This window comes from Psychrobacter proteolyticus (assembly GCF_003350005.1).
Classification (GTDB): domain Bacteria; phylum Pseudomonadota; class Gammaproteobacteria; order Pseudomonadales; family Moraxellaceae; genus Psychrobacter; species Psychrobacter proteolyticus.
The window spans coordinates 433,723-454,583 of sequence record NZ_QLKS01000003.1 but is presented as its reverse complement, the minus strand read 5'-3'; the positions used below and the strand labels follow the sequence as shown (position 1 = coordinate 454,583).

The following is a 20,861-nucleotide window of genomic DNA, read 5'->3' as shown; positions in this document are numbered from 1 at the left end:
GTTATGAGTATTCAAGGCGGTTTTTTTATGTGTCCAAAAAGACGATGACTGGCTAGCTAAAAGGCCATTTATAAATCAATGCTTTTAGGCAGATGTATATCGATACGAAGTTTTGGTAGGTCTTGTAAGTACTCAGTTAGTAATGGCAAAGTATCAGCATGCCAGTCTAAAGGTAGATTATCTGCTATATTACTTTCATTGGATACGATATCACGTGGTCTGCCTGAGATAAGTGGCCGCGCAAGCAATGCAACTCTGCGTATGCCTTGGTAACGTATAAGCGGCATTATTTGCTGTTGCAAATCAATCAAGGCAGTAGTCAGCCAACGTGTGCGTGCTGGATGATAAGGATGGTTTGATATCACGAGGTTGGCAATATAGTTTGGCTGGTTACCGTTACTACTGATACCAAGTCCGACCTGTTCACGTGTACGCTTATTAAGTAAGCAGCTACCAACACTCAAGCTACCATCGTGGCACGCACGATGATAGCGACTATAATTATCAGGAAATAGAGTTTTCGCTCGTGTGAGTACAGGATCTAAAACGACACCAGCATTGTTGACAGGTAAAACAAGCAACTGTGCATTGCTATTTAAAATAGAGGCATGTGTGAATTGCAAAATCGCCATCGTAAGCCTCTCTATAACCAAATCAAGTATACTGTTATTGAACCGTCGCTTTATTAGAGTCGTTTGCTTCTAATTGAGCAATTTGTTGTTCAAGTAATGCAATTTGTTCTGCCTTCATATCAGTCAATTGCTTATTCATAGCCACTTGTTCAGCGGCTAACTTTTCTTGTTCGGCCAATCGCTGACGTTCATCTTCTAAACGATCAATCTCTTCTTTAGCCAAGCTGTCATTTTCTGGTAGAGGCGCATCTAATATAGCAGTAGGATTTGGTATCACGGTACTGTCATTATTCGCTGCTCCAGAGTTTTCATCCATGAGTAGGCCATCGTTAATCACAGAGTCATCTGCTATATCAGACACATTATCTGTTGTTGACTCTGTCGGCGTTTGCTCAGTTACTGGTACTGAAGTAGCAGTATTAGCAGGTAAAGTGGATTTTGTGCCAGACTTACCCAAAATCAAATAGCCGATGGCAATAATTAGCAGTATTAAAATAAATACTGTCCAAATTTTTCGGCGTGATTTGGTCGGCTTTTTCTTGGAAGCGTGTGTTGATGAAGGCCAGATCTTTTCTCGTTTCATATTATGATCGATTCATGTCAAGAATATAAGTAGCCATACTATAGCAAACTCAAAATAAAAAGCCTATCTATTGATAGATAGGCTTAATAGACCATTAAATAATAAAGAACTTAATCTATTTTTAGATATGAAAACTAAATAACTAAGATTTAAATTTCACAGTGCCGCTGGTGCCAGTCGCCATCGCATCACGTGCCATCTGATCTTCTAAATGGTTCTTTGCACTAATGGCATCAGGGTCGGGACGGTGCTCTGTGTGTCCGCACTGAGTACATTCAATATACTCATCTGGGGCAGGGATGACGATATTGACTTGCACCACAGCGTCCATCTCCTGACATTTTGGACAACGTACCCCTGCTAAAAATCGGCGCTTAGGACTAGGTGACTGATAACGCATTTAAACGACCTCGCGAGTCGTTTGAGTATTTGCGGCATCAATATTTTTAGCATCAGTGAAACCATTATGGCGTAGCAAGGCGTCGATACTGGCGCTACGACCGCGGAAGTTTTCAAAGTTGGTCTTGGCTGGGAAACTGCCGCCAACAGATAAGATAGATTCACGGAACGCTTTGCCTGTCGCTGGGTTGAAAATACCGTCTTCTTCAAACTTGCTAAACGCATCAGCTGATAGCAGTTCCGCCCATTTATACGAGTAATAACCTGCAGCATAACCACCCGCGAAAATATGACTAAAACCATTAGCAAAGCGGTTATAGTCAGGTGTTTGCATAACGGAGATATCATTACGAACAGTATTGAGCGTCTCTAAAATACCATCGTAATTAAGCGCTGGCGTATGAGCATGAATGAGTAAGTCAAATAGAGCAAACTCAATCTGACGTAGCGTTTGCATGCCGCTCTGGAAATTTTTCACTGCTAATAGTGCATCGAGCTTGTCTTTAGGTAATGGCTCGCCAGTCTCAACGTGACTACTGATAAGCGCGATACCTTCAGCGTCCCAAGCCCAGTTTTCCATAAACTGACTAGGAAGTTCGACCGCATCCCACTCGACGCCATTGACACCAGCGACATCGCCGACCGTCACTTGGGTTAATAAATGATGTAAGCCATGACCAAACTCGTGGAATAAGGTTAATACTTCATCATGGGTCAATAAACTAGGCTTGCCATCAAGTGCTGGCGTGAAATTACCAACCATAAAGCAAACGGGCAGCTGCTGATGGTTCTGTTCTTCGTAGCTATAGCGAGATTGAAAACCACTCATCCATGCACCGCCACGCTTACCACTACGTGCGAATAAGTCAAAGTAGAAGCCACCGAGCAAGCGCTCATCAGCATCGAATAACTGATAAAAGCTTACATCGTCATGCCAGCGAGAGACTGAGTCACTTCCTGCATCTTTATGACCTTGCTCTTGTACTTGGATACCGTATAGACGCTCAACGATAGTGAACAAGCCATTAATCACTTTAGGTAATGGGAAATATGGACGAATTTCCTCTTGCGATAAGCTGAACTCACTTTGTTTTACCTTTTCAGCGATGTAAGCGCTATCCCACGGCTGCAACTCGTCAATGCCATAATCGCTAGCGTATTTTTGTAGCTGTGCCAAATCTGCTTTGGCAGCAGGGGTTGCTTGCGTTGCTAAGTCACGTAAGAATGTTTCAACTTCTAAGACGCTATCTGCCATCTTAGTCGATAGCGATACTTCAGCATAATTTGCAAAACCAAGTAGCTTGGCTTTTTGCTCACGTAATGAGAGGATTTGACTCATGTTGTCAGCGTTATTTAATGAGTTGCCTTTTGCATTAGTATGCGTATCAAACTCAGAGGCGCGTGTGACATAAGCATGATAAAGCGTCTCACGTAGGCTACGATCGTCCGCATGAGTCATGATCGCTAGATATACAGGAATATTTAAACTGGCCACATAGTAAGGAGTAGGAAGTGCATCTATATCGGCTTGGCTAAGAGCACCGCTAGCAAGCTCACGCGCTTTGTATTGCTCGCCTGCATCTGCCAATAGTGCCAGACCGCTCTCTGTTAAACCTTTTAATTGAGAATCTTCTAAAGGTAGGGCAAATGCTTGCGTCGCATCCAAGATATTGTCCGAAAAGGTTGCAGACAAGGTAGATAACTCACTTTGGATAGCGGCAAATTTTTCTTGCTCAGCTTGAGGTAATGCAACGCCTGATAACTCAAAACTACGTAATGCCAGTTCGATTGCACGTGCACGAGCAGGCTCTAACGTAGCAAAGAAATCTGTGTCATTGACGATAGTTTGATAGCGATTAAACAAAGGCTGATGTTGTCCCACTCGTGTACCGTAGGCAGATAGCTTTGGTAACAGTTCATGGTGAACATGTCGAATCTCATCGTTGCTCATCACACTATTGAGATGCGACAAAATGCCCCAGCTACGATCTAATGCCAGATTAATATGGTCAAAGCTCATCACATCTGCCAAAGCTTGTTCAGCGCTTATTTTTTCAGCACTTATTTTTTCAGCGCTATCGCTTTCTATCACGGTTAAGGTATCTAAAAAAATATTGGCAGCATCAATAGCGTCAATCACTTGGTTTTGTAACGTATGTGGCGCAGTGTCGGCAAAATCGACAAGGCGTAAATCTAAAGGAGAAGATGTCATATAGGTATCCGGTATCAATGAATTATTATTAATAAAAATGAGAAAAGTCTGGCTACTATTAAAATATACAGTGTGTTCTTATTTTATATATAGATTATATAAAAGATGGGTTCATTTAGTAAAAATACAACCTAAGCACTTTTATACGATTCAAGTAATTAGGACAGTGCTAGCAATCTGAAAGTAAATGTCGAAATTCTGGTATTTAGATTCAACTTCTCAAGATAAGTATCCGAATATGTAGCTATATTGGATAAGGCAGTTCTTTAACAATATAGAGTGCTCTACTTACAAAGCGCTATCATTTGCTTGCAAATTAACCCTATAGGGAGTGGGGTATAGCTGTTAGCATCAAGATAATGGAATTTAAATACTATGCACCGATAAGATGCAAGAAAAACACGGATAGAAATTTCCAAGCTCATAAAAATATATGAGTAAAGAAATATATAAAGTTAAAAATGAACGATAATAAAACAAGGAGCAATATATGAAAGCGACTCTAAAAAGTTTACGTGAGACTAAAGCTAATCCTGCCGTAAGTATCTTTGTTAAAACGCATCGTGAACATCCAGCTAATGAGCAAGATCCTATCGCTCTAAAAAACCAATTGAAAGTTGCCGAAGATCGTCTGACGAAAGAGTACGATAAACGCACAGCGACTACCATTCTAGATAATATTCAAAATAAAATCAGTGAGCTCAATCACAATTATAATCTCGATACGTTAGCTATATTTGCTAGTACGGATGATGTGCAAGTTATTCGTATGCCAATTGACACAACAGAACGTGTTGTGATTTCAGATAGATTTGCTACGCGTGACTTGGTCCGTGATATGGCAAGTGCGGTTCATTATTATACTGTGGTCTTAACTCGTGACAATGCTCGTTTGATTGAAGCATCTAATGACCGCGTTGTGAGAGAGTTCGATAAAGATGACGATGCACAAAACAACATGGAGAACATTCAGTTCCCTGTCGAAAACAACGGTCTATATACAACAGGCGACGGTGGCTCAGATCGCTCATCAAATAACGAGAGTAGCCATTTAAAAGAGTTCTTTAACCAAGTTGATAAAAGCGTCCAAGAACTATGGGGTGAGCATAAAATGCCTCTTGTTATAGTTGGTGATGCAAAAAATATTGGCTACTATAAAGAAGTCTGTGATCGTCCAGATAATATAATCGCTACAGTGTCGAATGCGACCAATCTAGAAGACGGTGGTGCTCAACATATTGTAGATAGTGTACAAGAAGCCGTAGAAGAGTATCGCACATCGCTGCACAAAGCTGCATTAGGTGAAATCGACAAAGCCCGCGGTGCGAATATGTTGCAGACTGATTTGCAGGAAGTATATCGCAGTGCTTTCCAAGGGGCTGGTGAGACACTCTATGTACGCCGTGGTTATATTCAGTCTGCTAAAATTGATGAAAAGGCACAAACGTTAAGCCCTGCCAATGATGCGACTACGGAAGGCATCACAGATGATGCAATCGGTGAAATCATCGAACATGTCATTCACAATGGCGGCGAAGCTGTATTTATGCCACAAGACATCATGGGTGAAGATCAACCAATAGCACTAGTAACTCGCTACTAATCTGACGATGACACCTATGCGCGATATTCATTTATGAATTAGCCATTAATCATACATAGGTGTAATATGAGAGCATTGGTTCAATACGAGCCAGTGCTCTTTTTATGTCTGTCATTACCATCACTATGGGTGCTATCGTAGCTGAGCTATTGATCTTTACTCCATAAATAATGAGCGTACAACTAACCAAACTATGACTACCACCTCTTTTGTTTTAACCAGCTACAACATCCACAAAGGCATGTCACCGCTGAATCGCCAAGTGAAGATGCAAGGTATTGCTCAGGCGCTAGAGTCTGTGGGTTCAGACGTCTTGTGTTTACAAGAAGTGCAAGGCCAAAACCTCAAACGTAATATGCAATATAACGAGTACCCAGATCAATCACAGCATGAATGGTTCGGCGAATTTTTAGATCTGCAAAACAGTTACGGCAAAAACTCAGAGTACGAAAACGGTCACCACGGCAATGCAGTATTGAGCCGCTTCCCGCTAGATCCCAAACACAATGTAAATATTACGGTCAACAAGCTTGAGCAGCGCGGTGTCTTGCATTGTGAGGTACAGCCTATCGGTTGGGAGATGCCAGTTGTCGTATTGTGTGCACATTTAAATTTATTTGAGCGAGATCGTATCAAGCAGTATCAAGCGATTAGTGATTATGTTCGAAATGAGATTGCGCCGGATCAACCACTTATCTTGGCAGGCGACTTTAATGATTGGAAAAAGATGTCTTGTGACAAACTGGCATCAGATCTCGGTATGATAGAAGCGTTCAAACATTGTCATGGCAAGCTGTTGCCAACCTTTCCAGCAAAACTGCCAGTACTCAGCTTAGATCGTATTTATGTGCGCAATTTGCTTGTGAAGGATGCTTGGGTTCACACTGGAAAACCTTGGTCATCGCTATCAGACCATCTGCCCATTAGCGCAGAGCTGATTCTGCCTTAATACCCAACTATAATAATTCGTCTAAATGTATTATATTGGCAATCTATCAATGTATGAACAATTGTCTTTATTGATCGTATTATTGCTTAACCATGTTCTCGATTGAAAGTGCTATTAACAGCATAACCTTTCAAGAGAATAAATAATAAGTACAGCCTAATAAACAAAATATAAGGATATTCTACGATGGCAACAGCGTCTACTACTGATAATAATCACCATGCTAACCATAACATACCTAAGACTCAGCACGCCGTACTCATACGCGAGTTCGGTGAGCCTGAAGTCATGAAATACCAAGATGGTGCTGATGTCCCTGAGCTACAGGACGACCAAGTACTGGTAAAAATTGCCTATGCTGGGATTAACCCTGTCGATTATAAGACCCGCCAAGGTAAAGGCTGGGGTGCAGAAAACATTCGTAAAGATAAGTTTGAGAATGATCAGCCGGCTATTTTAGGATTTGATGTATCAGGCGAAGTAGTCAGCAGTAATAGCGATGAGTTTGCTGTCGGCGATAGAGTAGCGGCTTTGACCTTTAGCGGTGGTGGCTACGCGCAATATGTGGCAGTAGATGCCAAGTTACTTGCGAAAGTACCAGATAATGTCACTTTAGAGCAGGCAGGTGCTTTGCCTTGTATCGGACAAACGGCGCTACAATTCGTAGATTTCGCTGATATAAAAACAGACGAGCATGTGGTGATTAATGCACCAGCAGGCGGTGTTGGTCATTTATTAATCCAACTGCTTATGAATAAAGTGGCGCAAGATAACATCAAGGTGACGGTAATTTGCTCACCAGAAAAGTACGCCAAGCTTGATGAGTTGATAGACGTATCTAAGCTAGCGGGTTGGATAGATTATACAAAAGATGAAGCGTTCCCTGACCTGCAAGCCGACGTGCTACTTGATTTAGTCGGTAATGAAGCAGGTGTCCGCGCGCTTAGCGTACTCAAGTCAGGCGCCCGAGTGAATGTGCTACCAACTATTTGGGTTGATAAGCTCAAAGAAGCCGGTCAGCAAAAAGACTTGGCAGTAGCAGGCTATAAAGCGCAGCGTAGTGGTCAAGATATGGCGCGTGTTTTACAGGAAGTGGCCGATGGTAATTTAACTTTAAAAATTCAAAAAACCTATCCACTCTCAGAAGTTGTTGCAGCGCATCACGAGCTACAAAAAGGCGATGCTTTTGGCAAGATTGTCTTGGCCGCTGCTGAGTGAATGTCAAGATTGTCCAAGTATGAGGTAGTGTTTGGTAGGATTTATTAGTAAGGGGATGTCTGTTGAAACCCAGTAAACTTAACTGATGACTTAACAAATCATACAAAAGTTTTATTTTGAACAACAGAACGTCCCTGTAGTCTTTGCTTATTTATCATAGGATAGAAAGCGAACGATACTAATAAAGGAAATAATATGACTATCAACAATAAGACCAGCAATGAAAAAACAGATGACCACATTGCTTATGAATCCAAAGTCCGTGAAGAGATAGAAGCATGGAAGAACCCTGATAAAGGGATTTTGGATAAGACGCTCGCAATGCTTAATACCCCTGTGGTAGCAGCCGGTGATGCGTTGATGGAAGCTCCACAATTTGGCGACTCTCTAAAAAAAGCAACTGAGGAAACGATTAGTGCTTTGAGTGATGCGGCCAACTGGACATTGGACACTCAAGACGTTATCGATAGCTATCAAGAGGCAGCAGATATTAACGACTTCTCTATCAAAACGCTTGGCGACATTAAACGTCTACCCATTGCTGTTGTAGATAAACAAGTTAAGCTGTTCAAAAGCAAGTATGTAGCGCTAACCAGTGCGCAAGGGGTGACTACAGGGATTGTAGGTTGGGCAGGTATCCCTGCTGATGTCGTTGGGCTTATTACAGCCAACCTACGTGCGATTGGAGAGTATGCAACGTACTATGGCTTTGATATCAATAATGAAGGCGAACAGCTATTTGCGATGTCTTTGTTGGCTGTAGCAACTTCTGCCTCTGTTGAGGAGCGTAAAGCGGCGTTAGATGACACTCATGCGATGATTAAAGATCCAGAAACTCAGGCATTCAATCAGATTAATGAAGAAGTCGTGTCTCGTGTACTGCGTCAGACAGCGACTAAAGTAGCCACTAACATCGTTAAGACAAAAGCGGCGCAAATCATTCCAGCGGTAGGCGCAGTAGTCGCAGGTGGTGTTAATGCTAGCTACACTGCCAATGTGTGTGAAGCTGCTTACCAGTGTTATCGTGAGCGTTTTTTAGATCGTCTCGCGTAAGAATTAGATGACTCGTTAAGTCAGCGATAGTATCAAGATGTAAGCATATGCCGAAACGTTAGACTGATTCGCCCAGCATCGACCGTCTTTGTCTTAGTAATCGTATGCTTCCAAAAGGTTTGTGTATCACCATGCATCACAACGAGCTGACCAGACTCAAGATGAAGTTCAACTTTGTCTTGAGTTTTTTTATGTTTAAAAACAAATTTACGTGTTGCACCGAGCGATAAGGAGGCGATGACTGGTTGATGACCGAGCTCTTTTTCGTCATCGGCATGATAGCCCATACCATCAGCGCCAGAAGGATAGTAATTAAGCAGGCAGGTATTAAAATTAGCGGTGATGCCAATCTCTGCTAAATCTTGCTCGATTTTCTGTTTCACGTGAAACACTTTATCTGACCACGGAACGGTTTGTCGCACGTGTCCCGAGTATTGATAATTAGCATTTTTGTCTCCCATCCAGACAATTTTCCGAGTGGTTATATGGGTCTTACCAAATAATGTCACGATGTCTGATTGCCACGGTAGCTCATTTAGTAGAGTGTTATAAAGGGCAATGGCATCGTCGATAATCACGCCTAAATCATTCACCTTACCATCATAGGGTAGTAAATTATCCGTGGGTGCAGGGGCAAAGAGATCAGTCATAATTCAGTTGTTGTAAATCCTTATTTACTGCTTTGGTAGTGCTCGTTAATGATTTGAGCACATAGTTCAGGAGCTTCCATTGGTAATAGATGACCATAATCTGACAACGAAATAAGACTGCTATCTGGGATAAAATTTTTCCATTGCTTTCGTACTTTGTCATTGATGAACAGGGTAGGCTTGCCTGTAATCAACGTGTAGGGACAGCGTAGTTTTTTGAGTGCGGCATCGATATGAGGTGCGCCAAAATAATTGGCCAGCTCTTGTTCTGGTGCAAACATAAGCGTATAGCTACCATCTGCATTTTTGCTCAAGCTTTGCTCAGCAAATACTTGCAAGTGCTCATCGCTGATACGCTTATAAGCACGCTGCGCACGTAGGCTCTCGTAATAACTATAGATACTTGGCCAAGTAGATTGCTTGGTTAACGTGCTTTTGAAAGGCTCGCGGCTCAGTAGTACAGAGCGTGGCAAAAGGTTATATAAGGTGGCTTGGTGTTTGGTAAATGTGACAGGTTCGATCAGGTACAACTGCGAAAACAGCTCTGGACGTTTGGCAGCTGCCATCGCTGTGGCCGTCGCCCCTTGCGAATGACCAATACCTACGACAGGCTTATCTTGGGTCTTTTCTAAAAACTCAATCAGCATGTCGGCATCTTGCTCGCGCGTCAGACGACGGTTTTGCGGCTTATCATACCAGTAGCCACGTAGGGCAAGTGAGCTAATATCAAACTCAGTGGCTAGCTTACTTAATAGCGGTGTATAAGTGCCAACGGTAAAACTGTTGCCACTATAAAAATGTGCTGGCGTGCGAGGAGTAGAGCTTGAATCTAACGGCTGATTAAGCTGGCTAAGGTCGTAGTAACGTGCCTGCTTTCCGCTAAGATTAATGCGGTTTGTGAATGCTTCCATAAAATAAACACTTCCTTGTGGCTTATTTTGAGTGATTTGTTTTTCGTAGCTTTGCTTTTTATGATTGAGCTGACTTAATGAATCCTAGTTATCTTCACCTAAGAAGCCACCGCTTTGACGTTGCCACAGTCGAGCGTAGACACCATTCAATGCCAATAGTTCATCATGACTACCTTGCTCAATGATACGGCCTTGATGCATAACGACCAGTCTATCCAGTGCCGCAATAGTAGACAGGCGATGGGCGATAGCAATAACGGTCTTGCCGGTCATGATGTCATTTAAGCTTTCGGTAATGGCATATTCAATCTCAGAATCTAGCGCACTGGTCGCTTCATCTAAAAGTAAAATCGGCGCATTTTTTAGCATAACACGTGAGATAGCAATACGTTGGCGTTGACCGCCAGATAGTTTGACTCCGCGTTCACCCACTTGGGTATCAAGTCCTGTATTGCCTTTATCATCGTACAAATCTTTGATGAAATCCCATGCCTGAGCTTGTTTGGCAGCGATCATAATCTCTTCATCAGTAGCATCAGGACGACCATAGGCGATATTTTCACGTACAGTACGATGTAGCAACGAGGTATCTTGAGTCACCATACCAATCTGTTGGCGCAACGATTCTTGCGTAACCGCATCAATAGCCTGACCATCAATCAGAATCTTACCGCTATCGACATCAAAGAAGCGCAATAGCAAATTAACTAAAGTTGATTTACCAGCACCTGAACGCCCAACCAAACCAATCTTTTCACCCGGCTTAATATCTAAGTGGAAGTTGTCCAACAGTTTGATATATGAGTTAGGAGCGCGCTTAGCGATGTTGGTACTATCAATAGGCTTACCAGTTTGGCCATTGTCTTCTTCGTCATTTTCATAACTGAAGTCAACATGGTCGAACACAATGCGTCCGTCCGTGACGGCTAGCGCTGGCGCGTCAGGTTTATCAATAATTGTCTGCGGCGCTGATAACGTACGCATACCATCTTGAACTGTACCGATACTCTCAAACAAACTGGCTGTCTGCCACATAATCCAACGCGTCAAACCATTTAAACGTAATGCCATCGCAGTCGCAGCAGCAATGGCACCAACACCAACTGCGCCTTGTTGCCACAAGTACAACCCAATACCTGCCGTACTACTGACCAAGATCACGCTGATAAGATGTGTCGATACTTCTAAATAGCTGACCCAGCGCATCTGCGCATGTACCGTACCTAGAAATTGCCCCATGGCATTTTTGGCGTAGCCCAGCTCACGACGCGAATGGCTAAATAGCTTTACGGTCATGATATTGGCATAAGCATCAGTGATTCTTCCCGTCATCAAGGCACGCGCATCTGCTTGCACAATGGCTGTCTCCTTGAGTTTGGGGATAAAGTACCAAATGGTGATGGCAACTAAGACGAGCCAAATGACAAAAGGAATGAGTAGTAAGCTGTCTAAATTAAACAAAATCACCCCTGAGGTGATAAAGTAGACAGAGACATACATAAACATATCGGTAACAGTCATCACGGTATCGCGTACTGCTAGGGCTGTTTGCATTACCTTAGCTGAGACACGTCCCGAAAACTCATCCTGATAGAACTGCATGGATTGCCCAAGCATGCGCTGATGAAAACGCCAGCGCATCTGCATAGGAAACACACCCTGCAAGGTCTGAAAGTGGATAAACGATGACAGGGCAATCCACAATGGGCTTACTATCATGACAGCGAGCATGATGAGCAGCATATCGCCTTTTTCTGCCCATAAGTTTTGCGGCGTATAAACGCCCAACCAATCGACGATATTACCTATCCAAGCAAACAGCATGGCCTCGTAGATACCGATACCAGCAGACAAAATCATAAAGATTAGTAGCCAGCCGCGTAGGCCATTGGTACATGCCCACAAAAACTTCAGCATACCATCGCGAGGTGATGGCAATGGCATAGGTGTATCTGGAAAGGCGGGTAGGCGGTTTTCGAAAAAGCGAAATAAAGCATTCATAGGCAGTAATAAAACGTCAATAGCAGTACGTCAAGATGAACGAGAGGACTCGTTATCTAGAATCTTTACTTTTGTGATTGGGATTAGGTGCTATTTTAGCAAAATTACTAATCATACCTGCATGCTAATTGTAATTTGCTTAAGAATAGCTAGGTTTTGAGAGCTTCAGTTATAACCATAATAAATAGATTGCTGTAGAAAAAATATTTTGTTACATTCCATATCCAAACTTATTTATAGTTTAAATATTGCTTTTATAAGCATGATTTTATTGCGAAAATCAGCTGATTAGCGGGCATCTTATTTAATGGTTTTTATAAATATACGAACAGTAATAACTCAACATTGAAGTTCAAAAGGTAGCAGTGAATGATGTATTTAATAATAGCGGTGCTATGTAGCGTCGCCGTCTCCGTACTTTTGAAAATATTGCGCCAGAAAAATATAGATATTCGTCAGACCATCGTGGCAGGCTATCCTGTGGCTTTTTTACTGACTTGGGTGTTACTAAAACCTGATGTAGGTGCCATACATGCGCTTGATAGCGCTTGGGCAATCATCATCGCGCTTGGGATACTATTACCTGCCGTATTTATTATTCTGGGACGGGCCGTTGAAGCGGTAGGGATGGTAGCAACCGACGCGTCTCAGCGCTTATCACTTATTATTCCTATCGTAGCGGCTTTTTTGCTATTCGGTGAGGTGCTGACTGGTACACGTATACTTGGACTGGCGTTAGGTTTTCTGGCATTAGGTGCGCTTGTCTATCGACCACAGCATAACGATATTACTCGGCAAGCAAAGCATACGCCACTGTGGTTATTCGGGGTATGGGCAGGCTACGGCATTATTGATATCTTGTTCAAACAAGTTGCCAAACAAGGGGCGGCCTTTCCGTTGACTCTACTGGTTAGCTTCGGGGTAGCAGGTGTATTGCTTTTAGTCTATTTACTTGTCACAGGGGTACGTTGGCAAAAAGAAGCGCTTATGACAGGCTTGCTGCTCGGCACATTAAACATGGGCAATATTTATGCTTATGTACGAGCACACCAAGTGCTGCATGATTCTCCTAGTATTGTTTTCACTGGTATGAATGTCGGTGTTATCGCCGTAGCCACATTGATTGGCGTAGGTGTATTCAAGGAGCAGTTGAACCGTATCAATATAATAGGATTAGTATTGGCAGTCTGCTGTGTAGGGGTACTATTTTTGGCGTAATGCACACTGTCCAACAGTATTGGTTTCATAATTTTCACCCTTATTGTCACGTATCCTATATAGGCATACTAATCATCCTATGGTAAGGTTATCTACAAATAACAGGGCTTGTATGGAATAAAAAAGCTTAGTTTATTATGTTCAATTTAACCAATAAAAATAGGATGCAAGCTCAATGGAATACGATAAGCAATTACAGCGTATAAAAAATAGTTCAGGTTTTATTGCTGCTCTTGATCAAAGTGGCGGCAGCACACCGAAAGCGTTAGAGACTTATGGTGTCAACAGCGACGACTATGATAATGATGAGGCCATGTTTGATTTGGTTCATGAAATGCGTGCTCGTATCATGACGTGTGACTGTTTTGATAGTGAACGTGTACTTGGTGCAATTTTATTCGAAGACACCATGGAGCGCGAAGTCAATGGCAAGTCGACGGCCAATTACCTATGGGAAGATAAAAATATCGTACCGTTTTTAAAGGTAGACAAAGGTCTGGCTGAGCAAATGAGCGGCGTACAAGTTATGAAGCCAATCCCGAATCTAGATCTATTATTAGATAAAGCAAAAAACTATCCCGTATTCGGTACTAAAATGCGCTCAGTCATCTATGAGCCAAATGTCGATGGTATCGAGCTTGTGGTACAGCAGCAGTTTGATGTGGCTAAGCAAATTATTTCAAAAGGTTTGATGCCTATCGTCGAGCCAGAGGTCAATATTGATAGCACTCAAAAGCATGAGTGCGAGCTACTGCTAAAGGCAGATATCTTGCGAAATCTGGAACGCTTAAGTGACGAACATCAAGTGATGCTCAAGCTGACGTTACCAGAAGAAGCAAGGTTTTATCAGGAGCTGATCGACCATCCTAAAGTGCTAAAAGTTGTGGCGCTGTCTGGTGGCTATAGTCGTAGCGATGCTTGTGCCAAACTCAAACAAAACCCAGGTATGATTGCAAGCTTCTCGCGTGCCTTTACTGAAGGTTTGAGTAAGCAACAAAGCGATAGCGAGTTTGCTGATACCATTAATACGTCAATTGAAGAGATTTATGAAGCATCGAAAGTGTAAACTTAGTAAATAAAAACTCGTACATAAATCATGAGTACATAAGCCAAAAAAAGCCCTACTAGATAAGTGTGCAAATACTTAAATAGTAGGGCTTTTCTTATTTCAAAAGTATAGGATTATTAATCCTACACCTCTTTATATAACTGGCGTCCTTCGTTGTTATATTTCTTAGTCATTTCGGCCATGCCTTGGCGAATTTCCTCAGCAGTGGCTTCACCAACTTGTCCAACGAGCTCTGTATCTACCTCTTTGATTAGATGACCAGCGTCAGTTAAGTCGCCTGTTTGCGGCGTTACTTTTTGGTTGGCAGCATCTTTATCCAGCCCTGCTGCATATTCACGCACGTTTTGAGTGATTTTCATTGAACAAAACTTAGGGCCACACATGGAGCAAAAGTGTGCCGATTTGTGTGCGTCTTTTGGCAACGTCTCATCATGATATTCACGTGCAGTATCAGGATCGAGCGCTAGGTTGAACTGATCATCCCAGCGGAATTCGAAACGGGCTTTAGATAGCGCGTTGTCACGTGCTTGTGCTCCTGGATGACCTTTAGCAAGGTCAGCAGCGTGTGCAGCAATTTTATAAGTAATAATACCGTCTTTGACGTCTTTTTTGTTCGGTAGACCCAAGTGTTCTTTTGGCGTCACATAGCACAGCATCGCTGTACCAAACCAACCAATCATTGCAGCTCCGATGGCGCTAGTGATGTGGTCATAACCTGGAGCGATGTCTGTGGTTAATGGCCCTAAAGTATAGAAAGGCGCGTCCGCACAAAGCTCAAGCTGCAAGTCCATGTTTTCTTTGATGCGGTTCATCGCGACGTGTCCAGGGCCTTCGATCATTACCTGTACATCGTGCTCCCATGCCACTTTAGTCAATTCACCAAGCGTACGTAGCTCACCGAACTGCGCTTCATCATTGGCATCTTGCAAGCAGCCAGGACGTAGGCCATCACCTAGACTAAATGCCACATCGTACTGTTTCATAATCTCGCAGATGTCTTCGAAATGCGTATATAAAAAGCTTTCTTTGTGATGGGCTAGACACCACTGCGCCATGATAGAACCACCGCGTGAGACGATACCTGTCAGACGTTTTGCGGTAAGTGGCACATAGCGTAATAGCACGCCAGCGTGAATAGTAAAGTAATCTACGCCTTGCTCTGCTTGCTCGATCAACGTATCACGGAATATCTCCCATGTAAGGTCTTCAGCAACGCCATCTACTTTTTCTAATGCTTGATAAATCGGTACGGTACCAATCGGCACAGGAGAGTTACGGATTAGCCATTCACGGGTTTCATGGATGTGATTGCCCGTTGATAAATCCATAATAGTATCCGCACCCCAACGTGTTGCCCACGTCATTTTGGACACTTCTTCATCGATAGATGAACCCAGCGCTGAGTTACCGATATTGGCATTGATTTTCACCAAGAAATTGCGCCCGATGATCATCGGCTCAGATTCAGGGTGGTTGATGTTGTTTGGAATAATTGCACGTCCAGCCGCCACTTCATCGCGAACAAATTCAGGAGTAATGATTTGAGGCGTATTGGCACCGAAACTTTCGCCATCATGTTGACGCATATCGGTCAGTTCATGTTGCTTCTGCGTTTCGCGTATGGCGATATATTCCATTTCAGGAGTGATGATGCCACGGCGCGCGTAGTACATTTGCGTGACGTTCTGTCCTGATTTGGCGCGACGCGGTTTATCAATATGAGCAAATCTAAGATTGGCAGTGCTGATATCGCGGGCACGTGCTTGTCCGTATGAGCTAGATAGGCCGCTTAATTGCTCGGTATCACCGCGTTCTGCGATCCAGTTCTCACGCAGTTTTGGCAATCCACGTGTGAGGTCGATATCGACATTAGGGTCGGTATATACACCTGAGGTGTCATACACATAAAACGGCGGATTATGCTCACCGTCTTTATCTCCAGTGCCACCAACAGGCGTATCAGCCAAGCTGATTTCACGCATCGGCACTTGGATGTCAGGTCTTGAGCCTTCGATATAGACTTTTCTTGAGGCAGGTAAAATACGGTGCAAGTCGCGCGCATCTTCTTCGAAACGGGCATCACTTGCGGCACGGTGAGCAGGGGTTTTTAACGCATCTGCTTTTTTATCTGCTTTGACGTTGGTCGTGTCAGCAGCATTTGAAGCAAGCGTTGAGTTGTCGGCTGGGTTATGCGTTTGGGCTTTCGGTGCAATTGAAGTAGTGTCTGCAGTAGTCATATGCTGTCCTAGCGTGTTGGTTTTTGAATAAAAGCAACACCGCCAGTATCTGCGGGGGTAGGCATCCATCATTTAGACAAGTTTATATCATGAACCCACAACTTCGACCAAAAAGTATCGTCGCGCATGGTGCTCATCAAATATTGGACGCAGCTTGATATCCTCTCTTCTTATCCGGTTATGCATCACGCATATCAAGACAGTAGTGACGATAAAAATGTATTTCTACGCGCCCTTTGTCATAAATAACAAAGTGCTTAAGACTTCCCTGCGTCGGTACTAACCGCATCAGGTTCGGCGGGTGATCTCTCAGCGAATGTATCAAGGCGACTACTTTAATAAAACAAGTTTAATAAAATGAGCCAAAAATACACCGCACCCCGAGTCTGTCAGTGTTGTAAATCAGCCTTCATACTAACAAAATTCTGTACCAACGGCTAATGGTATTTGGATACAAATATTCTGTGTCAAACACACGGTTCAATATTTTCGTGAATAATTTTTTGAGTGTTAATAAATGAAGATGCTTAGTATTACTAGGTTGTAGACAAATTATTCAAATATTATGTAAAGCGAATGAAGGATTCTAGAAGTTGTCATTAAACTGTCATAAAGATTTGGCAAGATAACACGCATATCACAAGCAATGCTTTTTTATACCGTTGTTAAACTTCAGGAGTCCTACATGCGTTATTCGTTATTAGCAGTGGCCGTCAGTTGTACATTAATGCTTACGGCGTGTAATAAGTCAACAGATACGGCGGAACCAACTGCTGATACTAGCAGTAGCGCTGTGACAACAGCTGAAACAACCTCTCAGACAGCATCTTCTGCTACGTCAGATTTTAAATCTGCTGAAAATATCGCTATGAATATTACAGGTGCAGGTGCGTCGTTCCCGCAGCCTATCTATGCGAAATGGTCATATGACTACAATGCTGCGACCGGCGGCCAAGTCAACTATCAGTCGATTGGCTCATCTGGTGGTATCAAACAAATTCAGTCAAAAACAGTAGATTTTGGTGCTTCTGATGCCCCGATGACGCCTGAAGAGTTAGACGAAGCAGGTTTGATTCAGTTCCCAACAGTCATCGGTGGTGTTGTACCAATCGTCAACATTGAGGGTGTTGAGCCTGGTGCACTGAAGCTAGACGGCACAACATTGGCTGATATCTATTTGGGTAAGATTAGTAACTGGAGTGACCCTGCAATTAAGGCGATGAACCCAGATTTGACCTTGCCAGATGCCGCAATCACAACAGTATTCCGCTCAGATGGTTCAGGTACGACTTTCAACTTCACTGATTATCTTGCCAAGGTTTCACCAGACTGGAAAGACACGGTTGGCGTTGATAAAACCGTCAAATGGCCGACCTCTGCTACTGGTGCAGGCGGTAAAGGTAACGAAGGCGTTTCAAGCTACGTAAACCGCATGAAAAACTCTATCGGTTATGTTGAGTATGCTTACGCTAAGCAAAATAAGATGTCACATACTGCGCTGAAAAACGCAGCTGGTAACATCGTACAGCCATCTGCTGAGACGTTTGCTGCAGCAGGTGATATCGATTGGTCACAACAAGAAGGCTTTTATAAAGTCATCACTAACTCTGAAACTGACCAAGCATGGCCTATCGCTGCTGCGACCTTTATCTTGGTACATAAGCAACCAGAAAATCCTCAGCAAGTCGCTGGTGTGTTGAACTTCTTTGACTGGGCTTATACCCAAGGTGATGACAGCGCCATGGAACTAGACTACGTACCATTCTCTGACACGGCAGTGGCCTTGTTCAAAGAGAAGTGGAACGAAGTAAAAGGTAGCGATGGACAGCCTGTCTACAAGCCAGCTCAGTAATTTGTTTCTGCTAAATACGATTTAGCAACCGACAAGTTATCCTCTCGAATAACTATTCTCCGGTAGTTGTTTGAGAGGTTTTAACACAGTAAATTTGATGAATACATCTCGATAAATATGCTTACTCATACCGTTTAAGTTTGTTGTGTTAAAACCTAATATACATTTTTTCAATATTTCGATTCATCCCATTCAATGCTGAGACACTTATGACAGACTTAAGGTCCCAACTGGCTAAACAAAAACGTTACGACGCTTTATTTGTGAATTCTACTAAAGCGTTTGCCATACTCGTCCTCCTATCTTTAGGGGGTATTTTGGTGTCTCTAATTGTTGGAGCATGGCCGAGTATTCAAGAGTTTGGTTTGGGATTTTATACCAGCAATAACTGGGATACAGTCGGCAATGAATATGGGGCATTAGCGCCTATCTACGGTACCTTAGTCACGTCATTTATCGCTATTGTTATCGCGGTTCCAGTCAGTTTCGGTATTGCGATATTTTTAACCGAGATGTGCCCTAAGTTCCTAAAAAAACCACTTGGCATCGCCATTGAGTTGTTGGCTGGTATCCCATCTATCATTTATGGTATGTGGGGGTTGTTCGTATTTGCGCCATTCTTTGGTGATCACATTCAGCCATGGTTTATTGAGCACGTCGGGCCTTTACCTATTATCGGTAAACTGTTTGCAGGTGCGCCTATGGGGCTAGGTCTGTTTACCGCCTCCCTAGTACTTGCCATTATGATCATACCGTTCATCGCCGCTACTATGCGCGATGTTTTCTCTGTCGTACCAGACTTACTGAAAGAGTCAGCATATGGCATGGGTGCGACGACTTGGGAAGTCATGTTCAAAATTATCCTGCCTTATACCAAAGCTGGTGTCGTTGGTGGTGTAATTTTGGGTCTTGGTCGTGCATTGGGTGAGACGATGGCAGTTACTTTCTTGATTGGTAATGCGTTTAATATCAGTCCAAGCCTATTCACTTCTGGTGTGACGATTACCTCGGCCTTGGCCAATGAGTTTGCTGAAGCGTCTAGTGAGCTACATCTTGCGTCTTTACTACATCTAGGCTTAATCTTATTTGTCATCACCTTCATTGTGCTGTCTTTAGCAAAACTGATGCTCATGCGCATGGATCACAAAGCAGGTAATCGGTAGGTCTGTTACCGATTTATTGAACCTTGATAGATATTGATAAAAGATATGGGAAATAAATATTATGCCTGCTAACAATGCGATCAATGCACCACTACCTACTAAGCCAAACGGCGCTACCCGTTACAATCAAAGCCTGTATAACAAGCGTCGTTTGACCAACAAGTTAGGTCTAGGCTTTGCCATGTCAGCGATGATTTTTGGCTTGTTTTGGTTGTCATGGATTTTGGTGACTTTGTTTGTTGAAGGCTTCCAAGGTATGGTGCAGCTACCAATCTTTACCGCTGATACGCCGCCACCGATGAGTGCAGGCGGTTTACGTAATGCTATCGTTGGTTCGGTCATGTTGGCGTTTTCAGGATTGTTTATCGGTGCACCTATTGGCCTTATGACAGGTATTTACTTATCTGAGTTTTCTAAAGGCAGTATGCTGGGCAAGGTCACACGCTTCTTAAATGATATTCTATTGTCAGCGCCATCGATTGTCATCGGTCTATTTATCTATGCACTGATGGTAAAAGGTCAAAGTTTCTCTGGTTGGGCAGGCGCGTTGGCATTGGCATTGATTGTTATTCCGGTGGTCGTGCGTACGACAGAAAACATGCTGAATCTGGTACCTAATAGTCTACGCGAAGCAGCTTACGCGCTAGGTACTCCTAAATGGAAACTGGTCACTCAGGTCACTGTGAAAGCTGCGCGCGCGGGACTGACCACAGGTGTGCTATTGGCTTTTGCTCGAATCACTGGTGAGACAGCACCGTTACTATTTACCGCACTTAACAATCAATACTTCAGTACAGATATGGGTCAGCCTATTGCTAACTTACCCAATACCATTTACCAGTTTGCGATGAGTCCTTATGACAACTGGCATACATTGGCTTGGGCGGCAGCACTACTTATTACCGCGTCTGTCCTAGTGTTGAATATTTTGGCAAGATTTATCGGTGGTAGAGGTCAGCCCAAATAAGGGCTGAGAGCAGACCAGACTGTAGTACGCTACACGCTAAGCATTTACTTAAACTTATATGAAATTAATTGAGCTAGGTTGAAATATTATGAATGATGTCCTAAGCAACGTCCGTACGAACACGACTGCTGACAACTTTAATAC

17 protein-coding genes and 1 riboswitch are annotated in these 20,861 nt (G+C 43.1%); of the genes, 9 read left to right on the top strand and 8 right to left on the bottom strand.

Annotated elements, in window-relative coordinates; translation table 11 throughout:
• Positions 1 to 68: 68 nt before the first annotated feature.
• From DXK30_RS09060 to DXK30_RS09045, 4 genes are all read right to left on the bottom strand, one after another.
• Positions 69 to 632, bottom strand: coding sequence for a hypothetical protein (locus tag DXK30_RS09060; RefSeq protein WP_114701418.1), 564 nt, complete (start codon positions 630 to 632; stop codon positions 69 to 71).
• A 34-nt stretch (positions 633 to 666) separates the two neighbouring features.
• Positions 667 to 1,215, bottom strand: coding sequence for a hypothetical protein (locus tag DXK30_RS09055; protein ID WP_114701417.1), 549 nt, complete (start codon positions 1,213 to 1,215; stop codon positions 667 to 669).
• A gap of 142 nt (positions 1,216 to 1,357) precedes the next feature.
• Entirely contained in the window at positions 1,358 to 1,615 is a 258-nt protein-coding gene (locus DXK30_RS09050) for a YheV family putative metal-binding protein (RefSeq protein WP_114701416.1), read from the bottom strand.
• Entirely contained in the window at positions 1,616 to 3,826 is a 2,211-nt protein-coding gene (locus DXK30_RS09045; RefSeq protein ID WP_114701415.1) for a M3 family metallopeptidase, read from the bottom strand.
• A gap of 490 nt (positions 3,827 to 4,316) precedes the next feature.
• Here DXK30_RS09045 and DXK30_RS09040 point away from each other — a divergent pair, with 490 nt between their 5' ends.
• The 4 genes from DXK30_RS09040 (at position 4,317) to DXK30_RS09025 (ending at position 8,649) form a co-directional block, all read left to right on the top strand.
• A complete protein-coding gene (locus tag DXK30_RS09040; RefSeq protein ID WP_114701414.1) occupies positions 4,317 to 5,429 on the top strand; it encodes an AOC03_06830 family ribosome hibernation factor in 1,113 nt (370 codons plus the stop codon).
• Between the two features lie 193 nt (positions 5,430 to 5,622).
• Positions 5,623 to 6,378, top strand: a complete 756-nt coding sequence (locus DXK30_RS09035) for an endonuclease/exonuclease/phosphatase family protein (protein WP_114701413.1) — start codon at positions 5,623 to 5,625, stop codon at positions 6,376 to 6,378.
• A gap of 186 nt (positions 6,379 to 6,564) precedes the next feature.
• Positions 6,565 to 7,596, top strand: a complete 1,032-nt coding sequence (locus tag DXK30_RS09030) for an NADP-dependent oxidoreductase (RefSeq protein WP_114701412.1) — start codon at positions 6,565 to 6,567, stop codon at positions 7,594 to 7,596.
• Positions 7,597 to 7,791: 195 nt separating this feature from the next.
• A complete protein-coding gene (locus tag DXK30_RS09025) occupies positions 7,792 to 8,649 on the top strand; it encodes an EcsC family protein (RefSeq protein ID WP_114701411.1) in 858 nt (285 codons plus the stop codon).
• Positions 8,650 to 8,681: 32 nt separating this feature from the next.
• Here DXK30_RS09025 and DXK30_RS09020 read toward each other — a convergent pair whose 3' ends face one another.
• The 3 genes from DXK30_RS09020 to DXK30_RS09010 all read right to left on the bottom strand — a co-directional run bounded on the left by DXK30_RS09020 (position 8,682) and on the right by DXK30_RS09010 (position 12,211).
• Entirely contained in the window at positions 8,682 to 9,299 is a 618-nt protein-coding gene (locus DXK30_RS09020; RefSeq protein WP_114701410.1) for an alpha-ketoglutarate-dependent dioxygenase AlkB family protein, read from the bottom strand.
• Positions 9,300 to 9,319: 20 nt separating this feature from the next.
• A complete protein-coding gene (locus tag DXK30_RS09015) occupies positions 9,320 to 10,210 on the bottom strand; it encodes an alpha/beta fold hydrolase (protein WP_114701409.1) in 891 nt (296 codons plus the stop codon).
• An 84-nt stretch (positions 10,211 to 10,294) separates the two neighbouring features.
• On the bottom strand, positions 10,295 to 12,211 hold the full coding sequence (locus DXK30_RS09010; RefSeq protein ID WP_114701408.1) for an ABC transporter ATP-binding protein: 1,917 nt from the start codon (positions 12,209 to 12,211) through the stop codon (positions 10,295 to 10,297).
• Positions 12,212 to 12,580: 369 nt separating this feature from the next.
• On the opposite strand from DXK30_RS09010, the gene DXK30_RS09005 reads away from it, so the two are divergent.
• Together DXK30_RS09005 and DXK30_RS09000 are read left to right on the top strand one after the other, a co-directional pair.
• Complete coding sequence (locus tag DXK30_RS09005) at positions 12,581 to 13,429, top strand: EamA/RhaT family transporter (protein ID WP_114701407.1); 849 nt, start codon at positions 12,581 to 12,583, stop codon at positions 13,427 to 13,429.
• A gap of 175 nt (positions 13,430 to 13,604) precedes the next feature.
• Entirely contained in the window at positions 13,605 to 14,495 is an 891-nt protein-coding gene (locus DXK30_RS09000) for a fructose bisphosphate aldolase (protein WP_114701406.1), read from the top strand.
• Between the two features lie 125 nt (positions 14,496 to 14,620).
• Here the strand turns inward: DXK30_RS09000 and thiC are convergent, their stop codons facing one another.
• Positions 14,621 to 16,735: a phosphomethylpyrimidine synthase ThiC gene (gene thiC, locus DXK30_RS08995; protein WP_227670777.1), complete on the bottom strand. Its 2,115-nt coding sequence runs from the start codon at positions 16,733 to 16,735 to the stop codon at positions 14,621 to 14,623.
• Between the two features lie 248 nt (positions 16,736 to 16,983).
• Positions 16,984 to 17,128: riboswitch (TPP riboswitch) on the bottom strand.
• A gap of 292 nt (positions 17,129 to 17,420) precedes the next feature.
• Here thiC and pstS point away from each other — a divergent pair.
• From pstS to pstA, 3 genes are all read left to right on the top strand, one after another.
• Entirely contained in the window at positions 17,421 to 18,587 is a 1,167-nt protein-coding gene (gene pstS, locus DXK30_RS08990) for a phosphate ABC transporter substrate-binding protein PstS (RefSeq protein WP_114701405.1), read from the top strand.
• Positions 18,588 to 18,796: 209 nt separating this feature from the next.
• A complete protein-coding gene (pstC, locus tag DXK30_RS08985; RefSeq protein WP_114701404.1) occupies positions 18,797 to 19,750 on the top strand; it encodes a phosphate ABC transporter permease subunit PstC in 954 nt (317 codons plus the stop codon).
• Positions 19,751 to 19,811: 61 nt separating this feature from the next.
• On the top strand, positions 19,812 to 20,717 hold the full coding sequence (gene pstA, locus DXK30_RS08980; RefSeq protein ID WP_101204644.1) for a phosphate ABC transporter permease PstA: 906 nt from the start codon (positions 19,812 to 19,814) through the stop codon (positions 20,715 to 20,717).
• Positions 20,718 to 20,861: the final 144 nt, after the last annotated feature.